Below are 22,105 nucleotides of genomic sequence, written 5' to 3' on the forward strand. Positions count from 1 at the left end.
CTTGAGTGCGGGTGAATCTTACATTGATTTAAGCCGAAGTGCGCGCCAATCAAGCACAACAATTTGTCATGCCAGTTACGAAAAACGGCAATTAATCTTTTTGGACAAATTCGGTCGGCGTCCGGCCGGTAACCTGCCTGAAGGCATGCGAAAATGCAGGGAGGCTGGCATAGCCCAATTCGCCCGCGACCTGCTTGATCGAGACATTGGTATCGGTTGACAGCCGCTCGATGGCCGCGGCGATCCGCGCCCGCTGGCACCAGCTCTTGAAGCTCAATTGCGTTTCGGACGCGAACAGCCGCGACAGCGTGCGTGCCGAGGTGCCGACCTGCCGTGCAAGCGTCTCGATTTCATGCAGCGCGGTAGGATCCTCGAGCACGATGCTCGCCGCGCGGCGGCAACGGGGTTCCTGTGGCAGCGGAATGAAGGTCGTGGAGTCCTCGGCCTGGTGCAATTCGAGCATGGCCAGCCGGATCAACAGCGTGGTGCGGTCGGCATCATTGCGGCCGTCGAACAGGGCAAGGATCGTCTCGTGCAATAGCCGCGAGACGCGCACGACGAATTCGTGGGTCAGGTCAGGGCTCTGTTGCTCACGCTTGAGCCACGCCAGATCGAAATACAGCGTGCGTATTTCGATATCGGCGAGCACATCGATGGAATGCGCCAGACCCGGCGGCACCCACACCGCGCGATCCGGCGGCACCAGCCAGCGTCCTTTTGGAGTCGTAACCTGCATGGTGCCGCGTGCCGCATAAACCAGTTGCGCCTCACGATGCATATGGGGGTCGAGCCGGGTGCCCCTGGGGTATTCGTTGGCCAGCAGGTGAATGCCGTCGCCGGTCGAAATCCGGCGGCCCGCGACCATCGCAATTGGCTTCTCGACGATATTCATTGGCGGCATCCCGTCAGGGCAAATAGCTATATCTTACTTTAAGAAAAGAGGGGATTCGGCCCAATGAACGGACAGGCGAACAGCCCGAGCCGGGTGATCGGCTTCGTTAACGCCGCGCATTTCATCGACCATTATTCGATGCTGATCTTTGCGGCCGCCGTCATCATCATGGGGCCGGCGCTGGGCATGGCCTATTCCGAACTGCTGCCTTACGCCACGCCCGGCTTTGTCGCGTTCGGCGCAGGCTCGCTCGTGACCGGCTGGCTGGGGGACCGCTGGAGCCGCCGCCACATGATGGTAATTTTCTTCATCGGCATCGGCGCCTCGATGATCTCGGTCGGCTTCGTCAACACACCAATTCAACTGGGCGCGGCGCTGCTGTCGATCGGCCTGTTCGCCTCGATCTATCATCCCGTCGGCACGGCCATGATCGTTTCCTACGCCGAGGCGCTCGGGCGCGAGATGGGCATCAACGGCGTGTTCGGTAATCTCGGAGTTGCGTCGTCGGCGCTGGTCACCGGCGTCATCGGCCAATATCTCGGCTGGCGCTGGGCCTTCATCCTGCCCGGCAGCGTCACCATCCTGATCGGGCTTTTCTTTGCAACGGTGGTGAAGCACGAGGATCGCAAGGGTACCAAACAAGCAGCGGCGCAGGCGCGCGTCGCCAAGGAGGACATGTGGCGCGTCATCCTGGCGCTCTTGATCGTGGTGATCGCGATCTCGACCACCTTCAACGCGGTGACGGTGGCGCTGCCGAAGCTGTTTGCCGAGCGTTTGAGCGGTCTCACCCAGAGCCCGGCGCTGCTCGGCGTGATTGCGGCCGGCGTCTACGTGTTCGGTGCGATGACGCAATACACCATCGGCCAATTGCTCGACCGCTACACGCTGAAAGCGGTTGCACTGCCGCTGTCGTTCGTGCTGGCGCCGTTCATGTATGTCGCGGCTGAACTCTCCAACCTGCCGCTGATCATCGCCGCCATCGGCATCGTGATGGGCGCGTTCGGCCAGGTGACGGTCAACGACGCCATGGTCGGAAAGTACACCAGCGAGGAATGGCGCTCGCGCGCCTATGCCGTGCGTTATTTCGTCGGCTTTACCGCAGCGGGTGTCTCGGTCGGCCTCGTCGCCTGGCTCTATCAGCAGGGCGGCTTTGCCACCATGCTGCACGCCTTCGCCGGCCTGTGCCTGCTCACGATCGCGGCCGCCCTCATTCTTCCGGTGGAAATCCGTAACCCGGCCCCCCAGTCCAGCTAAACTCAGGCCTCAAGGGGCCGATTCGCGGAGCCGGCCGTCCCAAACCGGGCCTTCCGGCCCGGCATGTTGCTTGCATTCATTCTAGCCGACGCCCCGTGTGTCGCGTTTTGACGGGGAACTCGCCCCACTAGAGCGGAGGCCCAATGACGATTGCAACCACAGCGCCGATCGCGGGCGCCGAACGCTCGAAGATGAACGCGATCGTGTTCGCGAGCTGTTTCGGCACCATCATCGAATGGTACGATTTCCTGATCTACGCCACGGCCGCGACACTCGTCTTCAACAAGGCCTTTTTCCCGACCTTCGATCCTTTGGCGAGCACGCTCGCCGCGCTCGGCACTTACGCGGTCGGCTTTCTGGCGCGGCCGCTCGGCGGCGCGCTGTTCGGCCATTTCGGCGATCGTCTCGGGCGCAAATCCATGCTGGTGTTGACGCTCTTCATCATGGGGCTGAGCACCTTCTGCATCGGACTGTTGCCGACCTATGAGAGGATCGGCGTGTTCGCACCGATCCTTCTGATGCTGCTACGCATCGTCCAGGGCGTCGGTCTTGGCGGCGAATGGGGCGGGGCTTCGCTGATGGTGCTGGAGCACGCGCCCGCCGACAGGCGCGGTTTCTATACCAGCTTCGTGCAGGTCGGCTTTCCCATCGGTCTCGTGCTGGCGACGTTCGTGTTCTCCCTGGTCGCCAAGCTGCCGGATGCAGACTTTGCCAGCTATGGGTGGCGCATTCCGTTCCTGGCCAGCATCGTCCTGCTCGGCGTCGGCGTCTTCGTGCGCACCCGCGTGCCGGAAACGCCGGTGTTCGAGCGCCTGAAGCAGCGCGAGGCCCTGTCCGACAATCCGGTCGGTGAAGTTGTCGGCAAGAACACCAGGACCTTCCTGATTGCGGTCGGACTGAAGCTTTCGGAAGTCTCCTGGGTCTACATGCTTTCGGTCTTCATCGTCGGCTATGCCACCGGCAAGCTCGGCCTGCCGAAGTCGATGATGCTCGATGCCGTGCTCTACGCCGCGCTGCTTGAGCTCATCACGCTGCCGCTGTTCGGTTGGCTGTCCGACAGGTTCGGCCGGCGTCCGCTCTACATCTGGGGCGCATTGTTCACCATCGCCTTTGCGTTTCCGCTATTCTGGTTGATCGACAGCAAGGGCACGGTTCTCATTTTCACGGCGGTGACGATCGCGATGAATTTCGGGCATGGCATGATGTTCGGACCGGAGTCCTGCTACTTCCCCGAACTGTTCGGCGCGCGCGTGCGCTACAGCGGCGCGTCGTTCGGCTTCCAGGCGTCGGCCGCGATCGGCGGCGGCTTTGCGCCGATCATTGCGACCGCGATGGTCGGGTATTTCGGCGGCACCGGCGGCGTTTCGATCATGATGATCGTGCTGGGCCTGATCACGCTCGCCGCGGCGCTGGCGGCGCACGAGACCCGCGGCAAGCCGCTCAAGGACTGACCGGTCGTGAGGTTCGGCATCTTCATCTATGACGGCGTCGAACCGATCGATCTTGCGACCTTTGGCGTGCTGTCGATGGCGAGGCGGATCGCACCTAGCATTTCGATCTGCACGATCGCTCCTCGCGCCGGGCCCGTCGCGCTCGCAAACGGGCTGAACGTGACGGCCGATTTCGGCATCGATGATGCGCCCGCTTGCGATATCGTTATCGTCACCGGCGGTCCGGGCTGGACCGCGCAGGCGAAAGCGCCGGCCACGCTGGATTATGTCCGCCGCGTCCATGCGTCGTCACGCATCGCCTCGGTCTGCACCGGCGCCATGATCCTCGCCGCCAGCGGCGTGCTCGACGGCGGACCCGCGACGACCAAGATCGAGGTCGTGCCGCCGGAAACACCGCCGATCGCGGTGATGCGCGAGACCTGTCTTACAATCGACGTGCGTGAGGCCATGTTGGTCGAGCGGCCGGACGGGGTGGTGACCGGCGGTGGCGTGACGCTCTGCATCGACACCACGCTGCATCTGCTGAGCCAGATGCTCGGGGAACGCGTCGCCAGCGAGACTGCGCGCATCATGGAATATAGCCGCGCCTGGCGCGCCAACCGCGAGGCGTTTGCACCGGTGCTTTCCGCGAGCCGTTTGCCTTAGCGGTGCTCACGCCGCTGCGTGGATGGAGACGGCGAGACACTCTTCCAGAATGACTCTCAGGCAATCGACGGCGGGTTTCTTGAATTCGACCGGCGGACCGCAAAGCGAAACATGGAGAGGCGGCAGGTCGGGAAGGCCGCGCCGGCCGTCCAGTACGGTGAGACCCGGTGGCACCGCAGCCGGCGTTCGGACCGCCACGCCGAGACCGAGGCTCACTGCGCTCCAGAGATCGGGAAGCGTATTGCTGGCATGGCCGATCGACCAACCGATATCAGCGCCTTCGAGCGAGGCGATGGCGGCGGCACGAAAGAAGCACGGCGGATCAAACGCAGCCAGCTGGAGCGGTTCGTTCTTCTTCAGATGGAAGTCGCTCCGGCCGATCCACACCATGGGGAGATTGGCAGACCACAGCGCATTTGCGGGCCTGGTCGCGGTAAGCACGACGGCGAGGTCGATCTGGCCATCGGCAAGCCGGCTCTGCAGGATGGCGCTTCTTCCTTCAATCACCTTGAGCGTTGCGGACGGGTGGCTGCGCCGAAATCCGCAGATGACGGCCGGCAGCCACGTTTCGGCGACGTCGTGAGGGACGCCGAGCGTGACCGTCCCGTCAATCGATTTTTCCGACACCGCCAGCGCCTCGTCGTTCAGATCGAGCAGGCGCCGCGCATAGCCCACCAGCCGCGCGCCCGCGCCGGTCAACGTCATTTGCTTTCCGTTGCGCACGAAAACCGCTTCGCCGATCTGCTCCTCGAGCCGCTTCAGCTGCAGGCTGACCGCCGATTCCGAGCGTCCGATCCTGCGGGCGGCGGCTGCGAAACTGCCGCTTTCGACCACAGCGATCAGGGTTCGCAAGACAGCCAGATCCAGCGTCTGCATGTGACCTCCGTTTGGCTCAAGTGACGGCTTCAGGAGTACTCACTTTACCCGGGACGATGGACTCACGAAAAGAACCGCCCGGGGCAAAACTTCGTGTAGATGAAACAGGAGACAAGAGATGAAAACGACGTGGGCAGCCGTCGCGGCGTTATCGATGATTTCGGCGGCAGCTATCGCCGAGGACTTTCCTCCCTTGCAGCGTGTTCCGGTGCTGGAGGAGGCGATCCCGTCGGCCAATCCGGCCATCAAACTGGTCCGCGGTGCGCGCGTCCGGTTTGCCCCGCGGCAAACGACCGGACTTCATCGGCACCCGATCTCGGTTGCCGGTGTCGTGACCGCGGGCAGCTTTGTCTTCAAGAGCGAGGGACAGCCCGAGAAGATCATCAAGACCGGCGACGCGTTCTTTGAGCCCGCCGGCGTCGTCAGCGAGCGCTTCGACAATGCATCCAGCACCGAGCCTGCGGAGCTGATCGCCTTCTATCTCACCGATGCCAAGGATCGCCCGTTGATCGAGATGCTGAATACGAAATAGGCCGCCGCCTGGCTCCCGCGGCGCACGCAATAGCGCCGCGGTTGCCGCTCTCGCTGCCTGCGGCAGCAACTCACCGAATTTTCATGTCAGGCATGGTGGTGCAGCCTCTCCAGCTAAGCCCGAAACAAGCTCGGCGACCTTCCGGTGTGGCGACGGATCAGGCGATACAGCGCCGAGCTATCCTCGAAGCCGACCCGCTCGGCCACGATTTCCAGCGACAACCGCGTGGTTTGCAACAAGTGGAGCGCGGCATCGACGCGAATTTTCTGCGCGAACCGCATCGGCGACAGTCCGGTCGCGAGCGCGAGGCGCCGATTGAGGGTACGCGTTGTCGTTCCTGTCTGCTGCGCCAGGTCTTGCAGCGTAAATGGCTTCGCCAGGCGCCGGCGCACATAAGCCTCGACCTCCCGCGCAATCGGGTCTTGGGCGGCGAGAAATCCCGGCATGACATATCGTGCCTGTGAGGCACGCTGATCGACGACGGTGTAGCGCGCGGCATCCTCGGCGAGCGCCGGGCCGGCGAAACGCGCAACCAATCCAAACATAAGATCGATATGCGCAAAGGATGCTCCGGCGGTCCAGACGCGGGTGTCGTCGGTCAGCATGGAGTCGGTATCGGAAAGACTTTCCGGAAACAGCGACTTCAGTTTTGATGTCAGCCACCACGTAGTGGTGCAGCGGCGGCCATCCAGCAGCCCGGCCCGACCGAGCAGAAACACGCCGGTGCATGACGCCGCAACCGTCGCGCCGCGTCGCCAGGCTGAGTGCAACCACCTGGCCGCGACGAGGGCGTCGGGCGCTGCGATTCTCTCCTCGACGGCGGCGTCATCGCAAGCACCGATGCCAAGGACGATCACGAGATCGCGCGGTTTGGCTTTGGACAACGGCCGGGCCGGTGCACTGACGCCGCCGCGCAGCTTCGCGACCGAGCCGTCGGTGACGAGCGTGCGCCACTCGAACACTGGCTCGCCGGCCAGTCTGTTGACGGCGTCCAGGACGTCGAAGGTGACGCCGAGCGCCGCCGGGCTCGAACCTTCTAGGGCTAGCACGTCGACTCTCATCATTGGCAAATCCAGCATGATAAATGTCTAATTTGCCACTGTAACTCTCCCCGGTCGTTTTGCAAGATCGACCCATCGACAACCCTGGGAGATTTTCCATGCCGCTTCTGTCTGTTACGCTGACGTCGGGTGTCTTCGATGCAGCCGCCAAGCAAAAATTCGTCAAGGCACTGACGGAGGCGGCCTTCGTCGCCGAATCCGTGCCTGACCTACCCGCGTCCCGTGCGCGCGGACTGGTGCTGTTGCAGGAACTGCCGCCTGGCCATTTCTATTCGAACAGCGAACCTGCCGAAGCGCGAGCTGGAGGCGTATTCATCGACTACCAGGCTCCAGCCGGTGTGCTTGACGGCGCGAGAAAAGCGAAATTCGCTCAGGCGCTCCATGAGGCCGTCGAGATCGCGCTCGGCAAGGAGAAGAGCCGTTCCGTGTTCACATCCGCCGTCATTATTGAAGTGCCGGAAGGACAGTGGGCGCAGAATGGCAAGATCCTTCGCTTGCCGGAGAACGTCGCAACGTCAAGATTCGAACATCTGGTCGGTATGATCGAGGGAGGTCAGCAATGACTGACGATTCGGCCGCTGCACGGCAAGCCAGGGCGCTGATCGGTCGTCCGGGATCGCGCTATCAGCTGCCGACCCCCGCGCTTGTCGTTGATCTCGACGCGTTGGAGGCCAACCTTGCGCGCATGAGGCAGCGCGCCGAAGCCGCCGGCGTCGCGCTCAGGCCGCACGCGAAAACCCACAAATCGGCTGCGATCGCTCGCCGGCAAATCGCGGCCGGCGCCGTTGGCATCTGCTGCGCCAAGCTCGGCGAGGCCGAAGCGCTCGCAGCAGCAGGCGTGCGCAAGCTGGTCGTGACGTCGCCTGTCGTCGGTGACGACACGACCGCACGCGCCGTCGCGCTCGCAGGGATAGATCCCGATCTGACGCTCGTGGTCGATCACGAGCAGCAGGTCGAGAGTTTGGCGCGGGCTACCGCCGACGCGGGTGTGAAGCTTTCCGTGCTGATCGACGTCGACGTTGCGATGGCGCGCACCGGTGTCGCGACGCCGGCGGCAGCCCTGGCGCTGGCTGGCATCATTGCTGCCAGTCCATCGCTTCGCCTGGCTGGCGTGCAGGGTTATGGAGGAATGTGGCAGCACATCGCGGGCGAAAGCGAGCGACGCGATGCGGTTGCGGCCGGCATGACGCGGCTGAGCGCCGTCGTCCGAGAACTGCGCGAGGCCGGGCATCGCGTGCCGCTCGTCACCGGCGGCGGCACGGGAACATTTACGGCCGACGCATCGCTGAAAGTGCTGAACGAAGTCCAGCCCGGCTCGTATATTTTCATGGACAACCAGTATCGCGACGCGCTCGGCAAAGATGATGACGGCGCGTTCCAGCAGAGCCTTTTCGTCCAGGCCCGCGTGGTCAGCGTCAACGCGGAGAAATGGGTCACTGTCGATGCCGGCCTGAAGGCGTTTGCGACGGACGGCCCGATCCCTCGTGTCACAGATCCGCGCTTCGGCGCCGGCAGCTATTTCTACTACGGTGACGAGCACGGCGGCTTTATGCGCCCCGCGGGCTCAAACCGCATCGCCCTTGGCGAGCGGTTCGAGCTGATCCCTCCTCATTGTGATCCGACCGTCGATCGCTATTCCGTCTATCATTTCGTTCGTGGCGATACGCTCGTCGACATCGTTGACATCGAGGCAGCCCGTCGATCGCAGTAATCCGGGCGGAGCTCTCATCCGGAATACGTATTGCGGCCCGCATCGATCGGCCATAATGGGTATTCAAGGCCCAGCATCAATGACGGGCCAGCGGGAGCGGGTGATGCGTCATGGTTTTCTGCCGTGCTTTGGCGGTGTTGTTTTCGGAGTGATGATCTTGGTGAGTGGCTCAGCCAATGCCGATCCGTTGAAAGACGAAATCGCGCCGACCGGCAAGCTGCGGGTCGCAATCGGGATCAGTCCGGCAGGCGGCGCCTATTGGTCGACCAAGACTGAAAACGGTTATGCCGGCGTGCCGGTCGATCTCGGCAAGGCGCTTGCCGATCAACTCGGCGTTGCCGTCGAATATGTCGCCTATCCGAATTCGGGGAAGATCACGGATGCCGCCGCCACGGGCGCGTGGGACGTCAGCTTCCTTCCCGAGGATCCCGAGCGCGCCAAGAAGATCGCGTTCGGTCCGATCTACGAGGTTTCCGAGGCGACCTACATCGTCAAGGCCGGCTCGCCCATCAAGGATTTCGCGAGCCTCGATCAGGCGGGCGTCAATGTCGCGGCCGTCAACGACACCACCACGATGCGCGGCGCCATGGCGCATTTGAAGAACGCCAAGGTCACGGGCTATCAGACCTTCGACGAGATCTTCAACCTGCTCAAAGACGGCAAGATCGATGCCTTCGCGCTGTCGCGCGATCAGCTCAATGCGCTCGCCAAAAAGCTTCCGGGCTCGCGCGTGCTGGATGAGACGTTCAAGCAGACGGTGACGGCGGTCGCCGTGCCGCTCAACCATCCGCTGTCGCTCGACTATGCCAGCAAGTTCATGGCGGATGCTAAGACCAATGGCCTGTTGCGCAAGGCGTTCGACAATAACGGGCTGAAGGACACGCCGCTCAGGGCGAAGTGAGGCTGAGCATTTTGGCCGCGCCGAAACTCAGCGGATTTTATGTATCGCGATAATCAACGGTCAATCATCGCTGCCGTTGGTTCGGAACCTGTCTCAATTTTTGGTTGTGGTAACCCACCAGCAATCGTAATGTTTGCGAGTGCGCAATCCTGCGGAGGCGGCCCGGTGAAATGTATCTTCTGTAAAATTTGCGAGGAACGAGCCGCTATTCTCGACCGGAAGTACTTCGAGTGGCTGGAAGCGCTTTCGAATAATCAAGCTCTCGCAAAGCAAGACCCAGACCTCCAGCGGATAAATGATGCCTATGACCTCCTAAAGACCGACTCTGCGGAGTCGTTCAGGCAGTTTCTGGCGCTGGCGGAAAGTGGTTCGGTATGGTCCATGGCTACAATCGGAAGATTGTTTGAGACGGCCGAGGGTACTGATCGAGACTTAGTGCAAGCGGAGGCGTGGTATTCTCGCGCCTATGAAGCTGGATCAGACTATGCCCTGATTTGGCTTGGTCAGCTTTATCTAAGGTCAAACCGGTTCGAGAAGGCCATAGATGTGTTCCGAACGGGCGTCGATCGTGGCTTTGCTCCGGCAATGTACTATTTGGCCTTGAGCTATTGGAAATCCGGAGACTGGCCACGGAAGCGGAGCGAAGCGATGTCGCTGCTGGAGCGCGGGTTTGAGGCTGGTGACCTCGCCGCGGGGCCATTCCTGGGGCACTCGATGGTACGAGGCCGCTTCGGATGGCAACATATGCTTGCTGGCTTGCAGTTCTTGATCAAGGTCGTTGAGGCGCAAGCCAAGGTCATCGAGGACGACAAGGCAGGGCGGGAAGACATCGGCGAGAACCGCCCGGGCTTCTTCGGTCGCCTCGCTGCGAGCTTTTGGACCGCGTCTCAAGCGAGGACGGGCACCACGCCGGAAACAGGCGGGACCAGTTTCTTGCCCGCAGGCCCTTAATTGGCGCCGCCTTCGATCGGCTCAAGGCCGCTCTTGACGATCGTGTCGCGCGCGGCCGGCGAGCCCAGGAACTTGATCAGTGCCTTGCCCGCTTCAGGCTCCTTTGAGCCGGTGGCGATGCCGGCGGAAAACACCGTGATCTTCTGCAAGCTGTCCGGCAGCGGGCCGACGATGTCGACGCCCGAGACTGCTTTCAATTCGCTGATCTGCTGAAGGCCGAGTTCGGCTTCGCCCTTGGCGACGATCTCGGCGACGGGTGTTGCCGGAATCTTCTTCGCCTTGTCTTTCATGTCGTCCGCGATGCCGAGCTTGTTGAACATCTCGGTCGAGACATAGACGCCGCTGGCGCTGTCCGAATAGGCCACCGACTTCGCCGCAAGCAGCGCGCGCTTCACCGCGTCGGCCGTCGAAATATCCGGCTTTGGTGCGCCTGCCTTGACCGCGACGCCGATCTTGGAATTGACGAGATCGACCTTGCTGCCGGCGACCGCGTTGCCATTCTTGATCAGGTCGTCGAGCGCATAGCCGACCAAAATCAGAACGTCGGCGGGCTCGCCACGGCCGAGCCGCACCGGGATCGCATTGACTGTCGTGCCCATCGACGGGCCGTAGGCCGTGACCACCTTGTTGCCGGTCGCCTTCTCGAACTCCGGCACCAGCGCGTTATAGGCCGCGGACAGTCCGCCCGAGATCATCACATGCACCTCGGCCGCCTGCGCCGCCCCAGCCAGCCAAAGGGTCAGCGCGATGCCAATTCCGACATTGCGAAAATTTGACGATGAGAAACGCATGAGAAAATCCTCCCGGACAGCCTTATTTTGCCGAGGATTACGACAAGCCGATCGCTCAGGTCAAACGCCAAAACGCTGGTCTTTCCGTCATTGCGAGCGAAGCGAAGCAATCCAGCCTTCTAAAGACTGGATTGCTTCGTCGCGTTGCTCCTCGCAATGACGATGAGAAAGAGGTTTCGTGGCCTACGAATTGACGTGCACGAAATCGCGCAAGAGCGGATAGATCTCGTTGTTCCAGCGCCGGCCGCTGAACACGCCGTAATGCCCGACGCCGGCCTGCAGGTGATGCACCCGGCGATAGGCGCGCACGCCGGTGCAGAGCTCTTGCGCCGCGAGCGTCTGGCCGACCGAGCAGATGTCGTCCTTTTCGCCCTCGACCGTCATCAGGCCCATCTTCTTGATGGCAGCGGGATTCACGGGGCGGCCGCGATAGCTCATCTTGCCCTGCGGCAACAGATGATCCTGAAACACGTCGCGGACGGTTTCGAGATAGAACTCGGCCGGCAAGTCCATGACAGCGAAATATTCGTCATAGAATGTCTTGATGGTTTCGGCCTTTTCCGTCTCGCCCCTCGCCAGATGATTGGCGAGATCCATGTGCTGCTTGATATGGCGTTCGAGATTCATCGACACGAAGGCAGTGAGCTGTACGAAGCCGGGATAGACCTGCCGGAGCGCGCCCTTGCACTGCACGGGTACGTAATTGATCAGGTTGCTCTCGAACCATTTCAGCGGCTTGCTCTTGGCGAATTCGTTCACGCGCGTCGGCTGAATGCGCGTGTCGATCGGCCCCGCCATCAAGGTCAGCGTCGCCGGCCGCGCCGGGTGATCGTCTTCGCACATGATCGCGGCCGCCGCCAGCGCCGACACGGACGGCTGGCAGATCGCCACCATGTGCGCGCGCGGTCCAAGGTGACCGAGAAACGTGATGAGGTGTTCAGTGTAGTCGTCGAGGCCGAAGCGGCCATGGCGCAGCGGAATGTCGCGCGGATTGTGCCAGTCGGTGATGTAGACGTCGTGGTCCTGCAGCAGCGTCTGTACGGTGGCGCGCAGCAGCGTCGCGAAGTGGCCCGACATCGGCGCCACCAGGAGCAGGCGCGGCTGCTCGGGCGCGTTCTCTTTCTTGAAGTGCAGCAGCGACCCGAATGGCGTCGCGAAGGCGACTTCCTCCGTCACCCCGTATTCCTGATTGCCTACCATCGCCCTGTCGATGCCGTAGGCCGGACGGGTATAGGTGAGGGAGGTGCGGGTGATCAGTTCGAGCGCAGCCGCGAGGCGCCGGAAGAACTTTTCCGAAATGCCCTGCGGCAGCAAATTGAGATATTTCAGCGCGTGCCCGGCCCCGTTCCGCCATGGGGCCGTCAGGTCCACATGGTTCTGATACGCTTGGTACAGCATGGAAGTCATTCAGAGGGCCCCCCAGCCCATGTTGCCATGCAATATTGAAGCCAGCGCGGAGTCAAATAGCCCAAAAAACTGGCACGTCACTTGCTGTTGAAAACTGGAGTTAGGGTAGAGGGAACCCGGCGAGGAAAGGTCCCGAGGGAAGGTCCAATGGCAAAGGCGACACTCACCATCAGCAGCAAGAACTACTCGTCCTGGTCGCTGCGCGGCTGGTTGCTGACACGATTTTCGGGGCTGGAATTCGAGGAGATCACGACCGCGCCGGACGACCCTTCGGCAAGGGCCGAAATCCTCCTGCTGTCGCCGACCATCCTGGTGCCGTGCCTGCGCCACGAGGGCGCGACGGTCTGGGACACGCTCGCGATCGCAGAGTATCTCAACGAGATCAGGCCGGATGCCGCCCTGTTGCCGAATGACCGAATCGAGCGCGCGCATTGCCGCTCGATCTGCGGCGAAATCCATTCCGGCTTTACGACGCTGCGGGCGTCGCTGCCGGTCAATCTCAAGGGGCATTTTCCGAACTTCAAGATCTGGTCGCGCGCGCAGGCAGACATCGATCGGGTCTGCACCATCTGGCGCGACTGCCTCGAAAAGTCGGGCGGCCCATTCCTGTTCGGGATGCGCACCATGGCGGATGCGATGTATGCGCCGGTCGTGACCCGCTTTGCGACCTATGACGTCAAGCTCGAGCCGCGCCTGAAGCAATATGCCGACGTCATCATGGCGATGCCGGAAATGCAGGAGTGGATCGAGGCAGCCAGGGCGGAGCCCACCGATATCGAAGAGCTCGAGGTGGACTATTAGGTTTCGATCCTTTCGGCGCGATGTTCTGGATTGCTTCGTCGCTCCAGCGCAAAATTGCTTCGCAATTTTGTCGCGGGCTCGTCGCAATGACGTACTCTCTACCGTCATTGCGAGCCAACGGGTCGCGCGAATGCGCGCCCGATGACAGGCTCCGCGAAGCAATCCAGTCCAAATTAACTTCTTCGGAAGCTAAAACCGACCTGCATCGATCTGCCGTCGCACGATCTAGTGGGCTCGTGTCACGTTTAGACGATATCTAGCCGTGAACATCGGCGTACACAGTGATTCGGCTGATTCGGGCGCGATTCGTTCCGTCCGCGTTCCGACCGTTAACGCAGATGCGTTTTCACGTCGCAATTTGATACAACTGCCGGCTTATGCGGGTGATATCAGCTTCGCCGCACGAGCCGCCAGGCGACCACGTTGGCTTCCAGTGCGCCGCCGGATTCGTGATTGTGCCACATGCCATCGACAAAGCGGCAGGCGAACGGCAGTTCATAGGTGCCGCTCTGGTCCTCGCACAACACCTGGACCGGCAAATCCGGCGGCGGCGCTCCTTCGCCATCGAATTGGGCCAGCCGTTTCTCGCGTGTTGCCATTTTGAGTCCCGTGTTCGTCGCCTTCGTGGGCAAGCTCAATGCGCGATTGGGGTGGCAGTATGGTAGCATCCACAGGCGAAAGGACCACTCGCAACAAGTTTACCGCGCGACATGACGCAGGACATAAACGGAAATGAGGGTTCGATGATTCCCCGGTGTGGTTGCGCCTTTTTCCTATTTGTGCTCGGCGCAGGCACCGCCTTTGCGCAGGATGTTCCCGGCATCGAAATCTGCACCGCGGAAAAGACGATGGAGCGGCGAACCAGCTGTCTGCAAAGCAATGTCGAGTTCCTGCAGAAGACCATCGCCAAGCTGGCGCTGGATCATCAACAAAAACTCGACGCCGCAAGGGCGCAGATCGACGCGTTGAAGACGAACGTTGTGACGTTGCAGAAGGCCGTCGACGACCTCAAGGCAGCGCAAGCCAAGGCGCCGGACAACGCGAAGAAGGGCGATACGTCGACGTTAAAGGATGCGTCGACGCCGAAGGATGCAACTGCAAAAGATGCGCCCGCAAAAGACGCGGTCAAAGAGGGCGGGAAGTAAGCGCAACCACGATCAAATGCGGCGCATGGCAAGCGCGCATGATAGCGCCGCTTCGAGTGGAGTCCGTTGGTCAAATGAATCCCGCCCAGAAAGCGCTCTGGTTCATCGAGAGCCATTTGGCCGGCGAGCTGACGCTGGACGACATCTCCGGCGTGGCCGGCGTGTCGCGCTTTCACATGGTTCGCGCATTTGCCGCTGCCACGGGTTTTTCGGTGATGCGCTATGTGCGCGCGCGCCGTCTGTCCGAGGCGGCGCGCATCCTCGCGGCCGGCGCGCCGGATATTCTCAACGTCGCGCTGGACGCGGATTACGGCTCCCACGAAGCGTTCACGCGTGCGTTCCGCGACCATTTCGGGCTCACGCCCGAGACAGTTCGCAGTCTTGCATGCATCGACGACCTCAAGCTTCAGGAGCCGATCCAGATGGATTCGTCATTTATCAAAGATCTCGCGAAGCCGCGTTTCGAAATCGCAAAGCCGCTGCTGATCGCCGGCATCGGCGAGCGCTACAATCACGACAACGGCGCCGGCATTCCCGGCCAGTGGCAGCGCTTTCACCAGGTGGTCGACGATATTCCACACCGTCTCGGCAAGGTCGCCTATGGCGTGTGCTGCAATGGCGACGATGCCGGCAATTTCGACTATATCGCGGGCGTCGCGGTCTCCGACTTCTCGGATCTGCCGCGGCCGTTCTTTCGGGTGCGGATTCCCGAACAGCGTTTTGCCGTGTTCACCGACCGCGAGCATATCTCGACTATCAGGCGCACCGTCAACACGATCTGGAACCACTGGCTGCCGGCATCGGGCCTGAAGGTTGCCGACGCGCCGAATTTCGAGCGATACGACGAGAATTTCGATCCCGCCACCGGCAATGGCGGTTTTGAAATCTGGGTCCCGATCCAGGGATAAATCGACAGATATTTCCCGTCAGGCCTGCTCTGCATCGTGCGGCGCTGCGGCTGCTTGCAAGCGCTGGCTGCTTTCCCTAACGTTGCCAAGAAAAACGGGAGGGAATTGATGGCCGAACTTCGCGTGCTCGCTACGGGTCTGGAATTTCCAGAAGGCCCCGTGGCGATGCCGGACGGCTCCGTCGTGCTGGTCGAAATCCGTGCGCGAAGACTGACGCGGGTCCATCCCGACGGGCGCAAGGAAGTGGTCGCGCAAATCGAGGGTGGGCCGAACGGCGCCGCGCTCGGCCCCGACGGCAAGATCTACATCTGCAACAATGGCGGCTTTTCCTGGATTCCAACCGGCAAGACGATCATGCCGGGAGCTCAACCGGACGACTATCTCGGCGGCTCGATCCAGCGCGTCGATCTGCAGAGCGGCAAGGTTGAGACCGTCGTCACCAAGTGCGGCGAGCATGCGCTGCGGGGCCCGAACGATCTTGTCTTCGACAAGCATGGCGGCCTGTGGTTCTCCGATCTCGGCAAGCGCCGTGCGCGCGAGATGGATGTCGGCGCGTTCTATTACCTCAAGCCCGGCACGAAGGAGATCGTCGAGGGCGTGCATGGCATCTTGCCGGCCAACGGCATCGGGCTCTCGCCCGACGAGAAGACCGTCTACATCGCGGAAACGCCGACCGCGCGGCTGTGGGCCTATGAAATTGCGGAGCCGGGCGTCGTGAAGCCACGCGAGGTGATCTATCGCGGCGAACGCGGCAAGCCGATCGCGGGGCTCGGCGGCTACCAGATGTTCGACTCGCTTGCGGTGGAAGCGAGCGGCAATGTTTGCGTCGCCACCCTGATCTCGGGCTGTATCTCGGTGATCGCGCCGGATGGCAAGCTCGTCGAACAGGTGCCGACCGGCGATCGCGTCACCACCAACATTGCCTTTGGCGGGAGCGAGCTGAAGACGGCCTACATCACGCTGTCCGGCAAGGGCGAACTCGTGGCGACGGACTGGCCGCGGCCGGGCATGCCGTTGAATTTTTTGAACAAGTGACGGCGCCGCCGTCATCCCGGGGCGCGAGCTTCTTTGCGAGCGAACCCGGGATCTCGAGATTCCGGATTCGATGCTGTCGCATCGCTCCGGAATGACAAGGATAAAGAGGAGACTTTAAATGCCCTGGCCTGAACCGGTAACGCTCAGTGGTCCGCATGCGCGGCTTGAACCGCTGTCGCACGCCCACCTTGCCGGCCTGACCGAAGCCGTGAAGGACGGCGAACTCTTCAAGCTCTGGTACACGGCGATTCCGAAGCCAGAAGACATGGCGAAGGAAATCGATCGCAGGCTTGGCTTGCAGCAAAAGGGCTCGATGCTGCCGTTCACCGTGTTCGATGCCGACGGCCAGATCGCCGGCATGTCGACCTATATGAACATCGATGCGACGAACCGGCGCGTCGAGATCGGTTCCACCTGGTATGCCAAGCGAGTGCAGCGCACCGCGCTCAACACCCAGTGCAAGCTGCTCTTGCTGACCCACGCGTTCGAAAACCTCGACTGCATCGCGGTCGAATTCCGCACGCATTTCTTCAACCAGCAGAGCCGGCGCGGCATCGAGCGCCTCGGCGCCAAGCAGGACGGCATCTTGCGCAACCATCAGGTCGGGCCGAACGGTACGCTGCGCGACACGGTGGTGTTTTCCATCATCGCCTCGGAATGGCCGACCGCGAAGACGCATCTCACGTTTCAACTGAACGAGAAACCAAGATAAAAAATGGATACGTTCGACTATGTGATCATCGGTGCGGGATCGGCCGGTTGCGTGCTGGCCAACCGGCTGAGTGAGGACGCCGCAACGAAAATCTGCATGCTCGAGGCAGGGCCGCGCGACTGGCATCCATACATCCATCTGCCGGCGGGCTTCATCAAGACGTTCCACATGCGCAGCGTCAACTGGGCCTATCAGCAGGAGGTGGGGCCATGGACCGGCGGACGCAGCATCTACGCGCCGCGCGGCAAGACGCTCGGCGGCTCGTCCTCGATCAACGGTCACATCTATAACCGTGGCCAGCGCCAGGACTTCAACACCTGGGCGCAGCTCGGCAATCGCGGCTGGGGCTATTCCGACGTGCTGCCCTATTTCAAGCGGCTGGAAACGCGTATCGGGCCCGGCGACGACACCTATCGCGGCCGCGACGGCAATCTCACCGTCACCACCATGGACTGGAAGGACCCGCTGTGCGAGGCCTTCATGGAAGGCGCGATCTCGCTCGGCATTCCGCGCAATCCTGATTACAACGGCGCGATCCAGGAAGGCGTCTCCTACGCGCAGCGCACCATCAAGAACGGCTTGCGCGTCAGCGCCGCCACGGCCTTTCTGCATCCGGCGCTCAAGCGCGGCAATATCGATGTGCGCACGCATGCGCACGTCACCGAAATCGTATTCGAAGGCAAGCGCGCGGTCGGCGTGCGGTATCGCCGTGGCGGCCGCAACGGCAGCTTGCACGAAGTGCGCGCAGCAAAAGAGGTCATCCTCTCCGGCGGCGCCTACAACTCGCCGCAGCTTCTGCAACTCTCCGGTATCGGTTCGCCGGAATTGTTGCAGTCGCACGGCATCGCGGTGCGCCACGCGCTGCCAGGCGTCGGCGAAGGATTGCAGGACCACTACGCACCGCGCTCGGTTGCGCGCGTCAAGAACATCAAGACCATCAACGAACGCCGGCGCGGGCTTAGCCTCGTCGGCGAAGCCATCAAATGGGCCGCGACGCGGCGCGGTCTGCTGTCGTTGTCGCCGACCATGGTCTATTGCTTCTGGCATTCCGGCGAGACCACCGAAAGCTCCGACCTGCAACTGACGTTCACGCCGGCGAGCTACAAGGAAGGCGTGCAGGGCACGCTCGAGGATCTGCCGGGCATGACGGTAACCTCGTGGCAGCAGCGCCCCGAGAGCCGCGGCTATGTCCGCGTCCGCTCCGCCGACCCGTTTGCGGCGCCGATCATCCAGACCAACTATCTCACCGCCGAGCTTGATCGCCGCATCGTTGTCGCCGGCATGAAGCTGGCGCGGCGGCTTCTGAAATCCGATCCGCTCAAGCCGTATTACGACTACGAGGATTTTCCCGGGCCTGACGTGCAGACCGACGAGGAATTTCTGCAGGCTGCGACCAAGCGTGGCACCACGACGTTTCATCCCGGCTGCACCTGCCGCATGGGCCCGGCGGACGCCTCATGGGCCGTGGTCGACGATCAGTTGCGCGTGCATGGCCTCGAAAGTCTGCGCGTGATCGATGCCTCGATCATGCCGCGAATGATTTCGGCCAACCTCAACGCATCGACGCAGATGATCGCCGACAAGGCGAGCGATCTCGTTCGCGGCAAGACGCCGCTGGAGGCGGTGCGGCTGCAAGGATAGCCGGCGCCCGCGTCATTGCGAGGAACTCGCGACAAAATTGCGAAGCAATTTTGCGCTGAAGCGACGAAGCAATCCAGGTCCTGCAAAGACTGGATTGCTTCGCTATCGCTCGCAATGACGGTTTAGAGACGTCAGTATGTCCGTCCCGTGATCCGCGGCCAGATTTGAGCTTCTTGCGAAGCCCATCCTACGGATACCCCGCTTTAGAACGTATGCCCGTCCTCTGATCCGCGGCCAGAGGCGAGCCATTTGTCGTCCGTCGTCGGCCCGAAGCCACTCTTGTCTCGGTCCGGCGTGACTGCGAAGGCCTGGCGAAAGCCATAGAAGATGAAGCCCACGAGAAGGACAATGCAGACAGGTCCAAGAATCCAGTCGAGCATGATTCCAGCCTCTATTCGGGTCTCCCGGCGTCCGCAGGGATGACGGTCCGCCCGGGTGTGAAAGCCGCTGTCATTTGGTCGCCTCAAGCCGCATTTCGGTTCAAAGCGGCTTAGCCAGATTTCGTCATTGCGAGGAGCCCGCGACAAATTGCAGAGCAGTTTTGCGCTGGAGCGACGAAGCAATCCAGCCTGCTCTGGATTGCTTCGCTTGCGCTCGCAATGACGGTGTGGCGGCAGTTCGCGCTAGACTTCGCGCCGGCTCAAAAACGCCAGCCGTTCGAACAGATGCACGTCCTGCTCGTTCTTGAGGAGCGCGCCGTGCAGCGGCGGGATCAGCTTGCGTGGATCGCGCTCCCGCAGCATCTCCGGGGTGATGTCCTCGTTGAGCAGAAGTTTGAGCCAGTCGAGCAGCTCGGAGGTCGAAGGCTTCTTCTTCAGGCCGGGCACCTCGCGCACCTCGAAGAAGATGCGCAGCGCTTCTTCGACGAGCCGCTTCTTGATGTTCGGGAAATGGACGTCGACGATGCGGCCCATGGTGTCGGCGTCGGGAAACTTGATGTAGTGGAAGAAACAGCGGCGCAAGAACGCGTCCGGCAATTCCTTCTCGTTGTTGGACGTGATCATCACGATCGGGCGCAGCTTCGCCTTGATGGTCTCGCCGGTCTCGTAGACATGGAATTCCATGCGGTCGAGTTCGAGCAACAGGTCGTTGGGAAATTCGATGTCGGCCTTGTCGATCTCGTCGATCAGCAGCACCGGACGCTGCTCACTGGTAAAGGCGTCCCACAGCTTGCCGCGCTTGATGTAGTTCTTGATATCGGACACGCGCTCGTCGCCGAGCTGGCTGTCGCGCAGGCGCGACACCGCATCGTACTCGTAGAGGCCTTGCTGCGCCTTGGTGGTGGACTTGATGTGCCAGGTCAGGAGCGGGGCCTTGATCGCCTTCGCGACTTCTTCCGCCAGCACCGTCTTGCCGGTGCCGGGCTCGCCTTTGATCAGAAGCGGCCGCTCGAGCACGATCGAGGCATTGACCGCGACCTTGAGGTCCTCGGTCGCGACGTAGTCCTTGGTGCCGGTAAATTTCATGGAAAATGACGTGCCTTGTTTTAAACAGTGTTTCAGCGGGTGCTTCGAACACGAAACGACCGCCCTTGGGCGGTCACTTCCTGCAATGTAGTGGAAAAAGCCAGCAGGTCTAGGCCGCTGCCAGCTCTTAATGCCGCCCTGATCCGTGCCAGATACCCTTGACGGATACGGCCAACGGGGCAATGTCAGGGTCATGTTCCTGCAATTCTTCACATCGCTGCGCGAGGCGCAGGTGCCGGTGACCTTGCGCGAATACCTGACGCTGATGGAGGCGATCGACGCCGACCTCGCGGAGCAGTCGGTGGAGAATTTCTATTATCTCTCCCGCGCTGCGCTAGTGAAGGACGAGCGCAACCTCGACAAGTTCGACCGCGTGTTCGGCACGGTGTTCAAGGGACTGGAAAGCCTGCTCGATGCGATGAACAAGGCTGACATCCCCGAGGAATGGCTGAAGAAGCTCGCGGAAAAATATCTCACCGAAGAAGAGAAGCAGCAGATCGAGGCGATGGGCTGGGACAAGCTCATGGAGACGCTTCGCAAGCGCCTCGAAGAACAGAAAGGCCGCCACCAGGGCGGCAACAAGTGGATCGGCACCGCGGGTACGTCGCCATTCGGTGCGCATGGCTATAACCCAGAAGGCATCCGCATCGGCCAGGAGAAGAACCGCAATTTCCGCGCGGTGAAGGTGTGGGACCGCCGCGAGTTCAGGGATCTCGACGGCAATGTCGAGCTCGGCATCCGCAACATCAAGATCGCGCTGCGTCGCCTGCGCAAGTTTGCCCGCACCGGCGCGCCGGACGAGCTCGATCTCGACACCACGATCAAAGAGACCGCCAATCACGGTTATCTTGACGTTCATATGCGGCCCGAGCGGCGCAACGCGGTCAAGGTGCTCGTGTTCTTCGACATCGGCGGATCGATGGATTCCCATATCGAGCAGGTCGAGGAATTGTTCTCGGCGGCGAAGAGCGAATTCAAGCACATGGAATATTTCTACTTCCACAACTGCCTCTATGAAGGCGTGTGGAAGGAGAACCGCCGTCGCTTCACCGATCGCACGCCGACCTGGGACGTGCTGCACAAGTATCCGCACGACTACAAGGTCGTGTTCGTCGGCGACGCCTCGATGAGCCCTTACGAGGTCATGGTGCCCGGCGGCTCGGTCGAGCATGTCAACGAGGAGGCCGGCGCGGTCTGGCTCGAGCGCATCACGCGCACCTATCCGCACGCGGTGTGGCTCAATCCGGTCGCGCAGAAGCATTGGGATTATTCGGAATCGACCACCATCATCAAACGCATCTTTGCCAACCGCATGTATCCGATCACGATCGAGGGTCTGGAGAATGCGATGAAGGAACTGGTGCGGTGAATTCTTCACCTCTCCCAAAGGGAGAGAGAGCTGACCCGTTGTGCGGAGATATGGAGACGAGGACTGCCATGCCCCAGACCATTCATCGCGGGATCAAGTCCCTCGTCGACGAGGCCAATGCCGAGATCGAAACCATGAGCGCCGCTGATGCCATCAAGGCTGCGCAGAGCGATGACGTCGTGATCGTGGATATCAGAGATCCGCGCGAGCTCGAGCGCGACGGCAGGGTCCCCGGCTCGTTCGCATGCACGCGCGGCATGCTGGAGTTCTGGATCGATCCGCAAAGTCCCTATGCCAAGCCGGTCTTTCAGCAGGACAAGAAATTCATCTTCTACTGCGCAGGCGGCCTGCGTTCGGCCCTTGCGGCCAAGACAGCGCAGGACATGGGCTTGAAGCCGGTCGCGCATATCGCCGGCGGTTATGCCGCCTGGCGCGAGGCCGGCGGCCCGACCGAAAAATGGGAACCGAAGAAGAAGGGCTGACTCTCTCCGTCATTCCGGGGCGCGACGAAGTCGTGAACCTGGAATCCATTGATCCAACAACACTGAGGCGCGAT

24 protein-coding genes are annotated in these 22,105 nt (G+C 61.7%); 16 read left to right on the forward strand and 8 right to left on the reverse strand.

Annotation, left to right across the window (positions count from 1 at the left end; genetic code table 11):
• Window positions 1-91: 91 nt before the first annotated feature.
• Window positions 92-892: a helix-turn-helix transcriptional regulator gene (locus VFB05_RS12330; protein ID WP_325012633.1), complete on the reverse strand. Its 801-nt coding sequence runs from the start codon at window positions 890-892 to the stop codon at window positions 92-94.
• A 63-nt stretch (window positions 893-955) separates the two neighbouring features.
• Between VFB05_RS12330 and VFB05_RS12335 the strand changes: the two genes are divergently transcribed.
• The 3 genes from VFB05_RS12335 to VFB05_RS12345 all read left to right on the forward strand — a co-directional run bounded on the left by VFB05_RS12335 (window position 956) and on the right by VFB05_RS12345 (window position 4,242).
• A complete protein-coding gene (locus VFB05_RS12335) occupies window positions 956-2,146 on the forward strand; it encodes an MFS transporter (RefSeq protein ID WP_325012635.1) in 1,191 nt (396 codons plus the stop codon).
• 143 nt (window positions 2,147-2,289) lie between these two features.
• Window positions 2,290-3,597, forward strand: a complete 1,308-nt coding sequence (locus VFB05_RS12340) for an MFS transporter (protein ID WP_325012637.1) — start codon at window positions 2,290-2,292, stop codon at window positions 3,595-3,597.
• A 6-nt stretch (window positions 3,598-3,603) separates the two neighbouring features.
• Window positions 3,604-4,242: a DJ-1/PfpI family protein gene (locus VFB05_RS12345; protein WP_325012639.1), complete on the forward strand. Its 639-nt coding sequence runs from the start codon at window positions 3,604-3,606 to the stop codon at window positions 4,240-4,242.
• A 6-nt stretch (window positions 4,243-4,248) separates the two neighbouring features.
• Here VFB05_RS12345 and VFB05_RS12350 read toward each other — a convergent pair whose 3' ends face one another.
• Entirely contained in the window at window positions 4,249-5,118 is an 870-nt protein-coding gene (locus tag VFB05_RS12350; RefSeq protein ID WP_325012641.1) for a LysR substrate-binding domain-containing protein, read from the reverse strand.
• 118 nt (window positions 5,119-5,236) lie between these two features.
• On the opposite strand from VFB05_RS12350, the gene VFB05_RS12355 reads away from it, so the two are divergent.
• On the forward strand, window positions 5,237-5,650 hold the full coding sequence (locus VFB05_RS12355; RefSeq protein ID WP_325012643.1) for a cupin domain-containing protein: 414 nt from the start codon (window positions 5,237-5,239) through the stop codon (window positions 5,648-5,650).
• Between the two features lie 113 nt (window positions 5,651-5,763).
• Here the strand turns inward: VFB05_RS12355 and VFB05_RS12360 are convergent, their stop codons facing one another.
• Window positions 5,764-6,714, reverse strand: coding sequence for a GlxA family transcriptional regulator (locus tag VFB05_RS12360; protein WP_325012645.1), 951 nt, complete (start codon window positions 6,712-6,714; stop codon window positions 5,764-5,766).
• Window positions 6,715-6,809: 95 nt separating this feature from the next.
• Here VFB05_RS12360 and VFB05_RS12365 point away from each other — a divergent pair, with 95 nt between their 5' ends.
• The 4 genes from VFB05_RS12365 (at window position 6,810) to VFB05_RS12380 (ending at window position 10,274) form a co-directional block, all read left to right on the forward strand.
• Entirely contained in the window at window positions 6,810-7,274 is a 465-nt protein-coding gene (locus VFB05_RS12365) for a hypothetical protein (protein ID WP_325012647.1), read from the forward strand.
• Complete coding sequence (locus VFB05_RS12370; RefSeq protein ID WP_325012650.1) at window positions 7,271-8,422, forward strand: alanine racemase; 1,152 nt, start codon at window positions 7,271-7,273, stop codon at window positions 8,420-8,422. The genes VFB05_RS12365 and VFB05_RS12370 overlap by 4 nt, the downstream gene beginning before the upstream one ends.
• 151 nt (window positions 8,423-8,573) lie before the next feature.
• Entirely contained in the window at window positions 8,574-9,323 is a 750-nt protein-coding gene (locus tag VFB05_RS12375) for a transporter substrate-binding domain-containing protein (RefSeq protein ID WP_325012777.1), read from the forward strand.
• A gap of 39 nt (window positions 9,324-9,362) precedes the next feature.
• Window positions 9,363-10,274, forward strand: a complete 912-nt coding sequence (locus tag VFB05_RS12380; RefSeq protein WP_325012652.1) for a hypothetical protein — start codon at window positions 9,363-9,365, stop codon at window positions 10,272-10,274.
• Here the strand turns inward: VFB05_RS12380 and VFB05_RS12385 are convergent.
• The gene (locus tag VFB05_RS12385; RefSeq protein WP_325012654.1) at window positions 10,271-11,065 is read right to left on the reverse strand and encodes a substrate-binding domain-containing protein; all 795 of its coding nucleotides are present in this window, start codon (window positions 11,063-11,065) and stop codon (window positions 10,271-10,273) included. The genes VFB05_RS12380 and VFB05_RS12385 overlap by 4 nt on opposite strands.
• 183 nt (window positions 11,066-11,248) lie before the next feature.
• The gene (locus tag VFB05_RS12390) at window positions 11,249-12,472 is read right to left on the reverse strand and encodes a polyhydroxyalkanoate depolymerase (protein WP_325012655.1); all 1,224 of its coding nucleotides are present in this window, start codon (window positions 12,470-12,472) and stop codon (window positions 11,249-11,251) included.
• A 147-nt stretch (window positions 12,473-12,619) separates the two neighbouring features.
• Here VFB05_RS12390 and VFB05_RS12395 point away from each other — a divergent pair, with 147 nt between their 5' ends.
• Window positions 12,620-13,273, forward strand: a complete 654-nt coding sequence (locus VFB05_RS12395; RefSeq protein WP_325012657.1) for a glutathione S-transferase family protein — start codon at window positions 12,620-12,622, stop codon at window positions 13,271-13,273.
• Between the two features lie 389 nt (window positions 13,274-13,662).
• On the opposite strand, the gene VFB05_RS12400 is transcribed toward VFB05_RS12395, so the two are convergent.
• Window positions 13,663-13,872 (reverse strand): hypothetical protein, encoded by a 210-nt coding sequence (locus VFB05_RS12400; RefSeq protein ID WP_325012659.1) that lies wholly within the window; start codon window positions 13,870-13,872, stop codon window positions 13,663-13,665.
• A 144-nt stretch (window positions 13,873-14,016) separates the two neighbouring features.
• Here VFB05_RS12400 and VFB05_RS12405 point away from each other — a divergent pair, with 144 nt between their 5' ends.
• The 5 genes from VFB05_RS12405 (at window position 14,017) to VFB05_RS12425 (ending at window position 18,714) form a co-directional block, all read left to right on the forward strand.
• The gene (locus tag VFB05_RS12405) at window positions 14,017-14,418 is read left to right on the forward strand and encodes a hypothetical protein (protein WP_325012661.1); all 402 of its coding nucleotides are present in this window, start codon (window positions 14,017-14,019) and stop codon (window positions 14,416-14,418) included.
• 74 nt (window positions 14,419-14,492) lie between these two features.
• On the forward strand, window positions 14,493-15,326 hold the full coding sequence (locus VFB05_RS12410; RefSeq protein WP_325012663.1) for an AraC family transcriptional regulator: 834 nt from the start codon (window positions 14,493-14,495) through the stop codon (window positions 15,324-15,326).
• Between the two features lie 108 nt (window positions 15,327-15,434).
• Window positions 15,435-16,361, forward strand: coding sequence for an SMP-30/gluconolactonase/LRE family protein (locus tag VFB05_RS12415; protein ID WP_325012666.1), 927 nt, complete (start codon window positions 15,435-15,437; stop codon window positions 16,359-16,361).
• A 118-nt stretch (window positions 16,362-16,479) separates the two neighbouring features.
• Window positions 16,480-17,073, forward strand: coding sequence for a GNAT family protein (locus VFB05_RS12420; RefSeq protein WP_325012668.1), 594 nt, complete (start codon window positions 16,480-16,482; stop codon window positions 17,071-17,073).
• 3 nt (window positions 17,074-17,076) lie between these two features.
• The gene (locus VFB05_RS12425; RefSeq protein WP_325012670.1) at window positions 17,077-18,714 is read left to right on the forward strand and encodes a GMC family oxidoreductase; all 1,638 of its coding nucleotides are present in this window, start codon (window positions 17,077-17,079) and stop codon (window positions 18,712-18,714) included.
• 203 nt (window positions 18,715-18,917) lie between these two features.
• Here VFB05_RS12425 and VFB05_RS12430 read toward each other — a convergent pair whose 3' ends face one another.
• Both VFB05_RS12430 and VFB05_RS12435 read right to left on the reverse strand, forming a co-directional pair.
• Window positions 18,918-19,094, reverse strand: coding sequence for a hypothetical protein (locus VFB05_RS12430; RefSeq protein ID WP_325012672.1), 177 nt, complete (start codon window positions 19,092-19,094; stop codon window positions 18,918-18,920).
• A gap of 243 nt (window positions 19,095-19,337) precedes the next feature.
• The gene (locus tag VFB05_RS12435) at window positions 19,338-20,180 is read right to left on the reverse strand and encodes a MoxR family ATPase (protein WP_325012674.1); all 843 of its coding nucleotides are present in this window, start codon (window positions 20,178-20,180) and stop codon (window positions 19,338-19,340) included.
• Between the two features lie 193 nt (window positions 20,181-20,373).
• Here VFB05_RS12435 and VFB05_RS12440 point away from each other — a divergent pair, with 193 nt between their 5' ends.
• Both VFB05_RS12440 and VFB05_RS12445 read left to right on the forward strand, forming a co-directional pair.
• Window positions 20,374-21,549, forward strand: a complete 1,176-nt coding sequence (locus tag VFB05_RS12440; RefSeq protein WP_325012779.1) for a VWA domain-containing protein — start codon at window positions 20,374-20,376, stop codon at window positions 21,547-21,549.
• 68 nt (window positions 21,550-21,617) lie between these two features.
• Window positions 21,618-22,031: a rhodanese-like domain-containing protein gene (locus tag VFB05_RS12445; protein ID WP_325012676.1), complete on the forward strand. Its 414-nt coding sequence runs from the start codon at window positions 21,618-21,620 to the stop codon at window positions 22,029-22,031.
• The last annotated feature ends 74 nt before the right edge of the window (window positions 22,032-22,105 follow it).

The organism is Bradyrhizobium sp. (assembly GCF_035652035.1).
Taxonomy (GTDB): domain Bacteria; phylum Pseudomonadota; class Alphaproteobacteria; order Rhizobiales; family Xanthobacteraceae; genus Bradyrhizobium.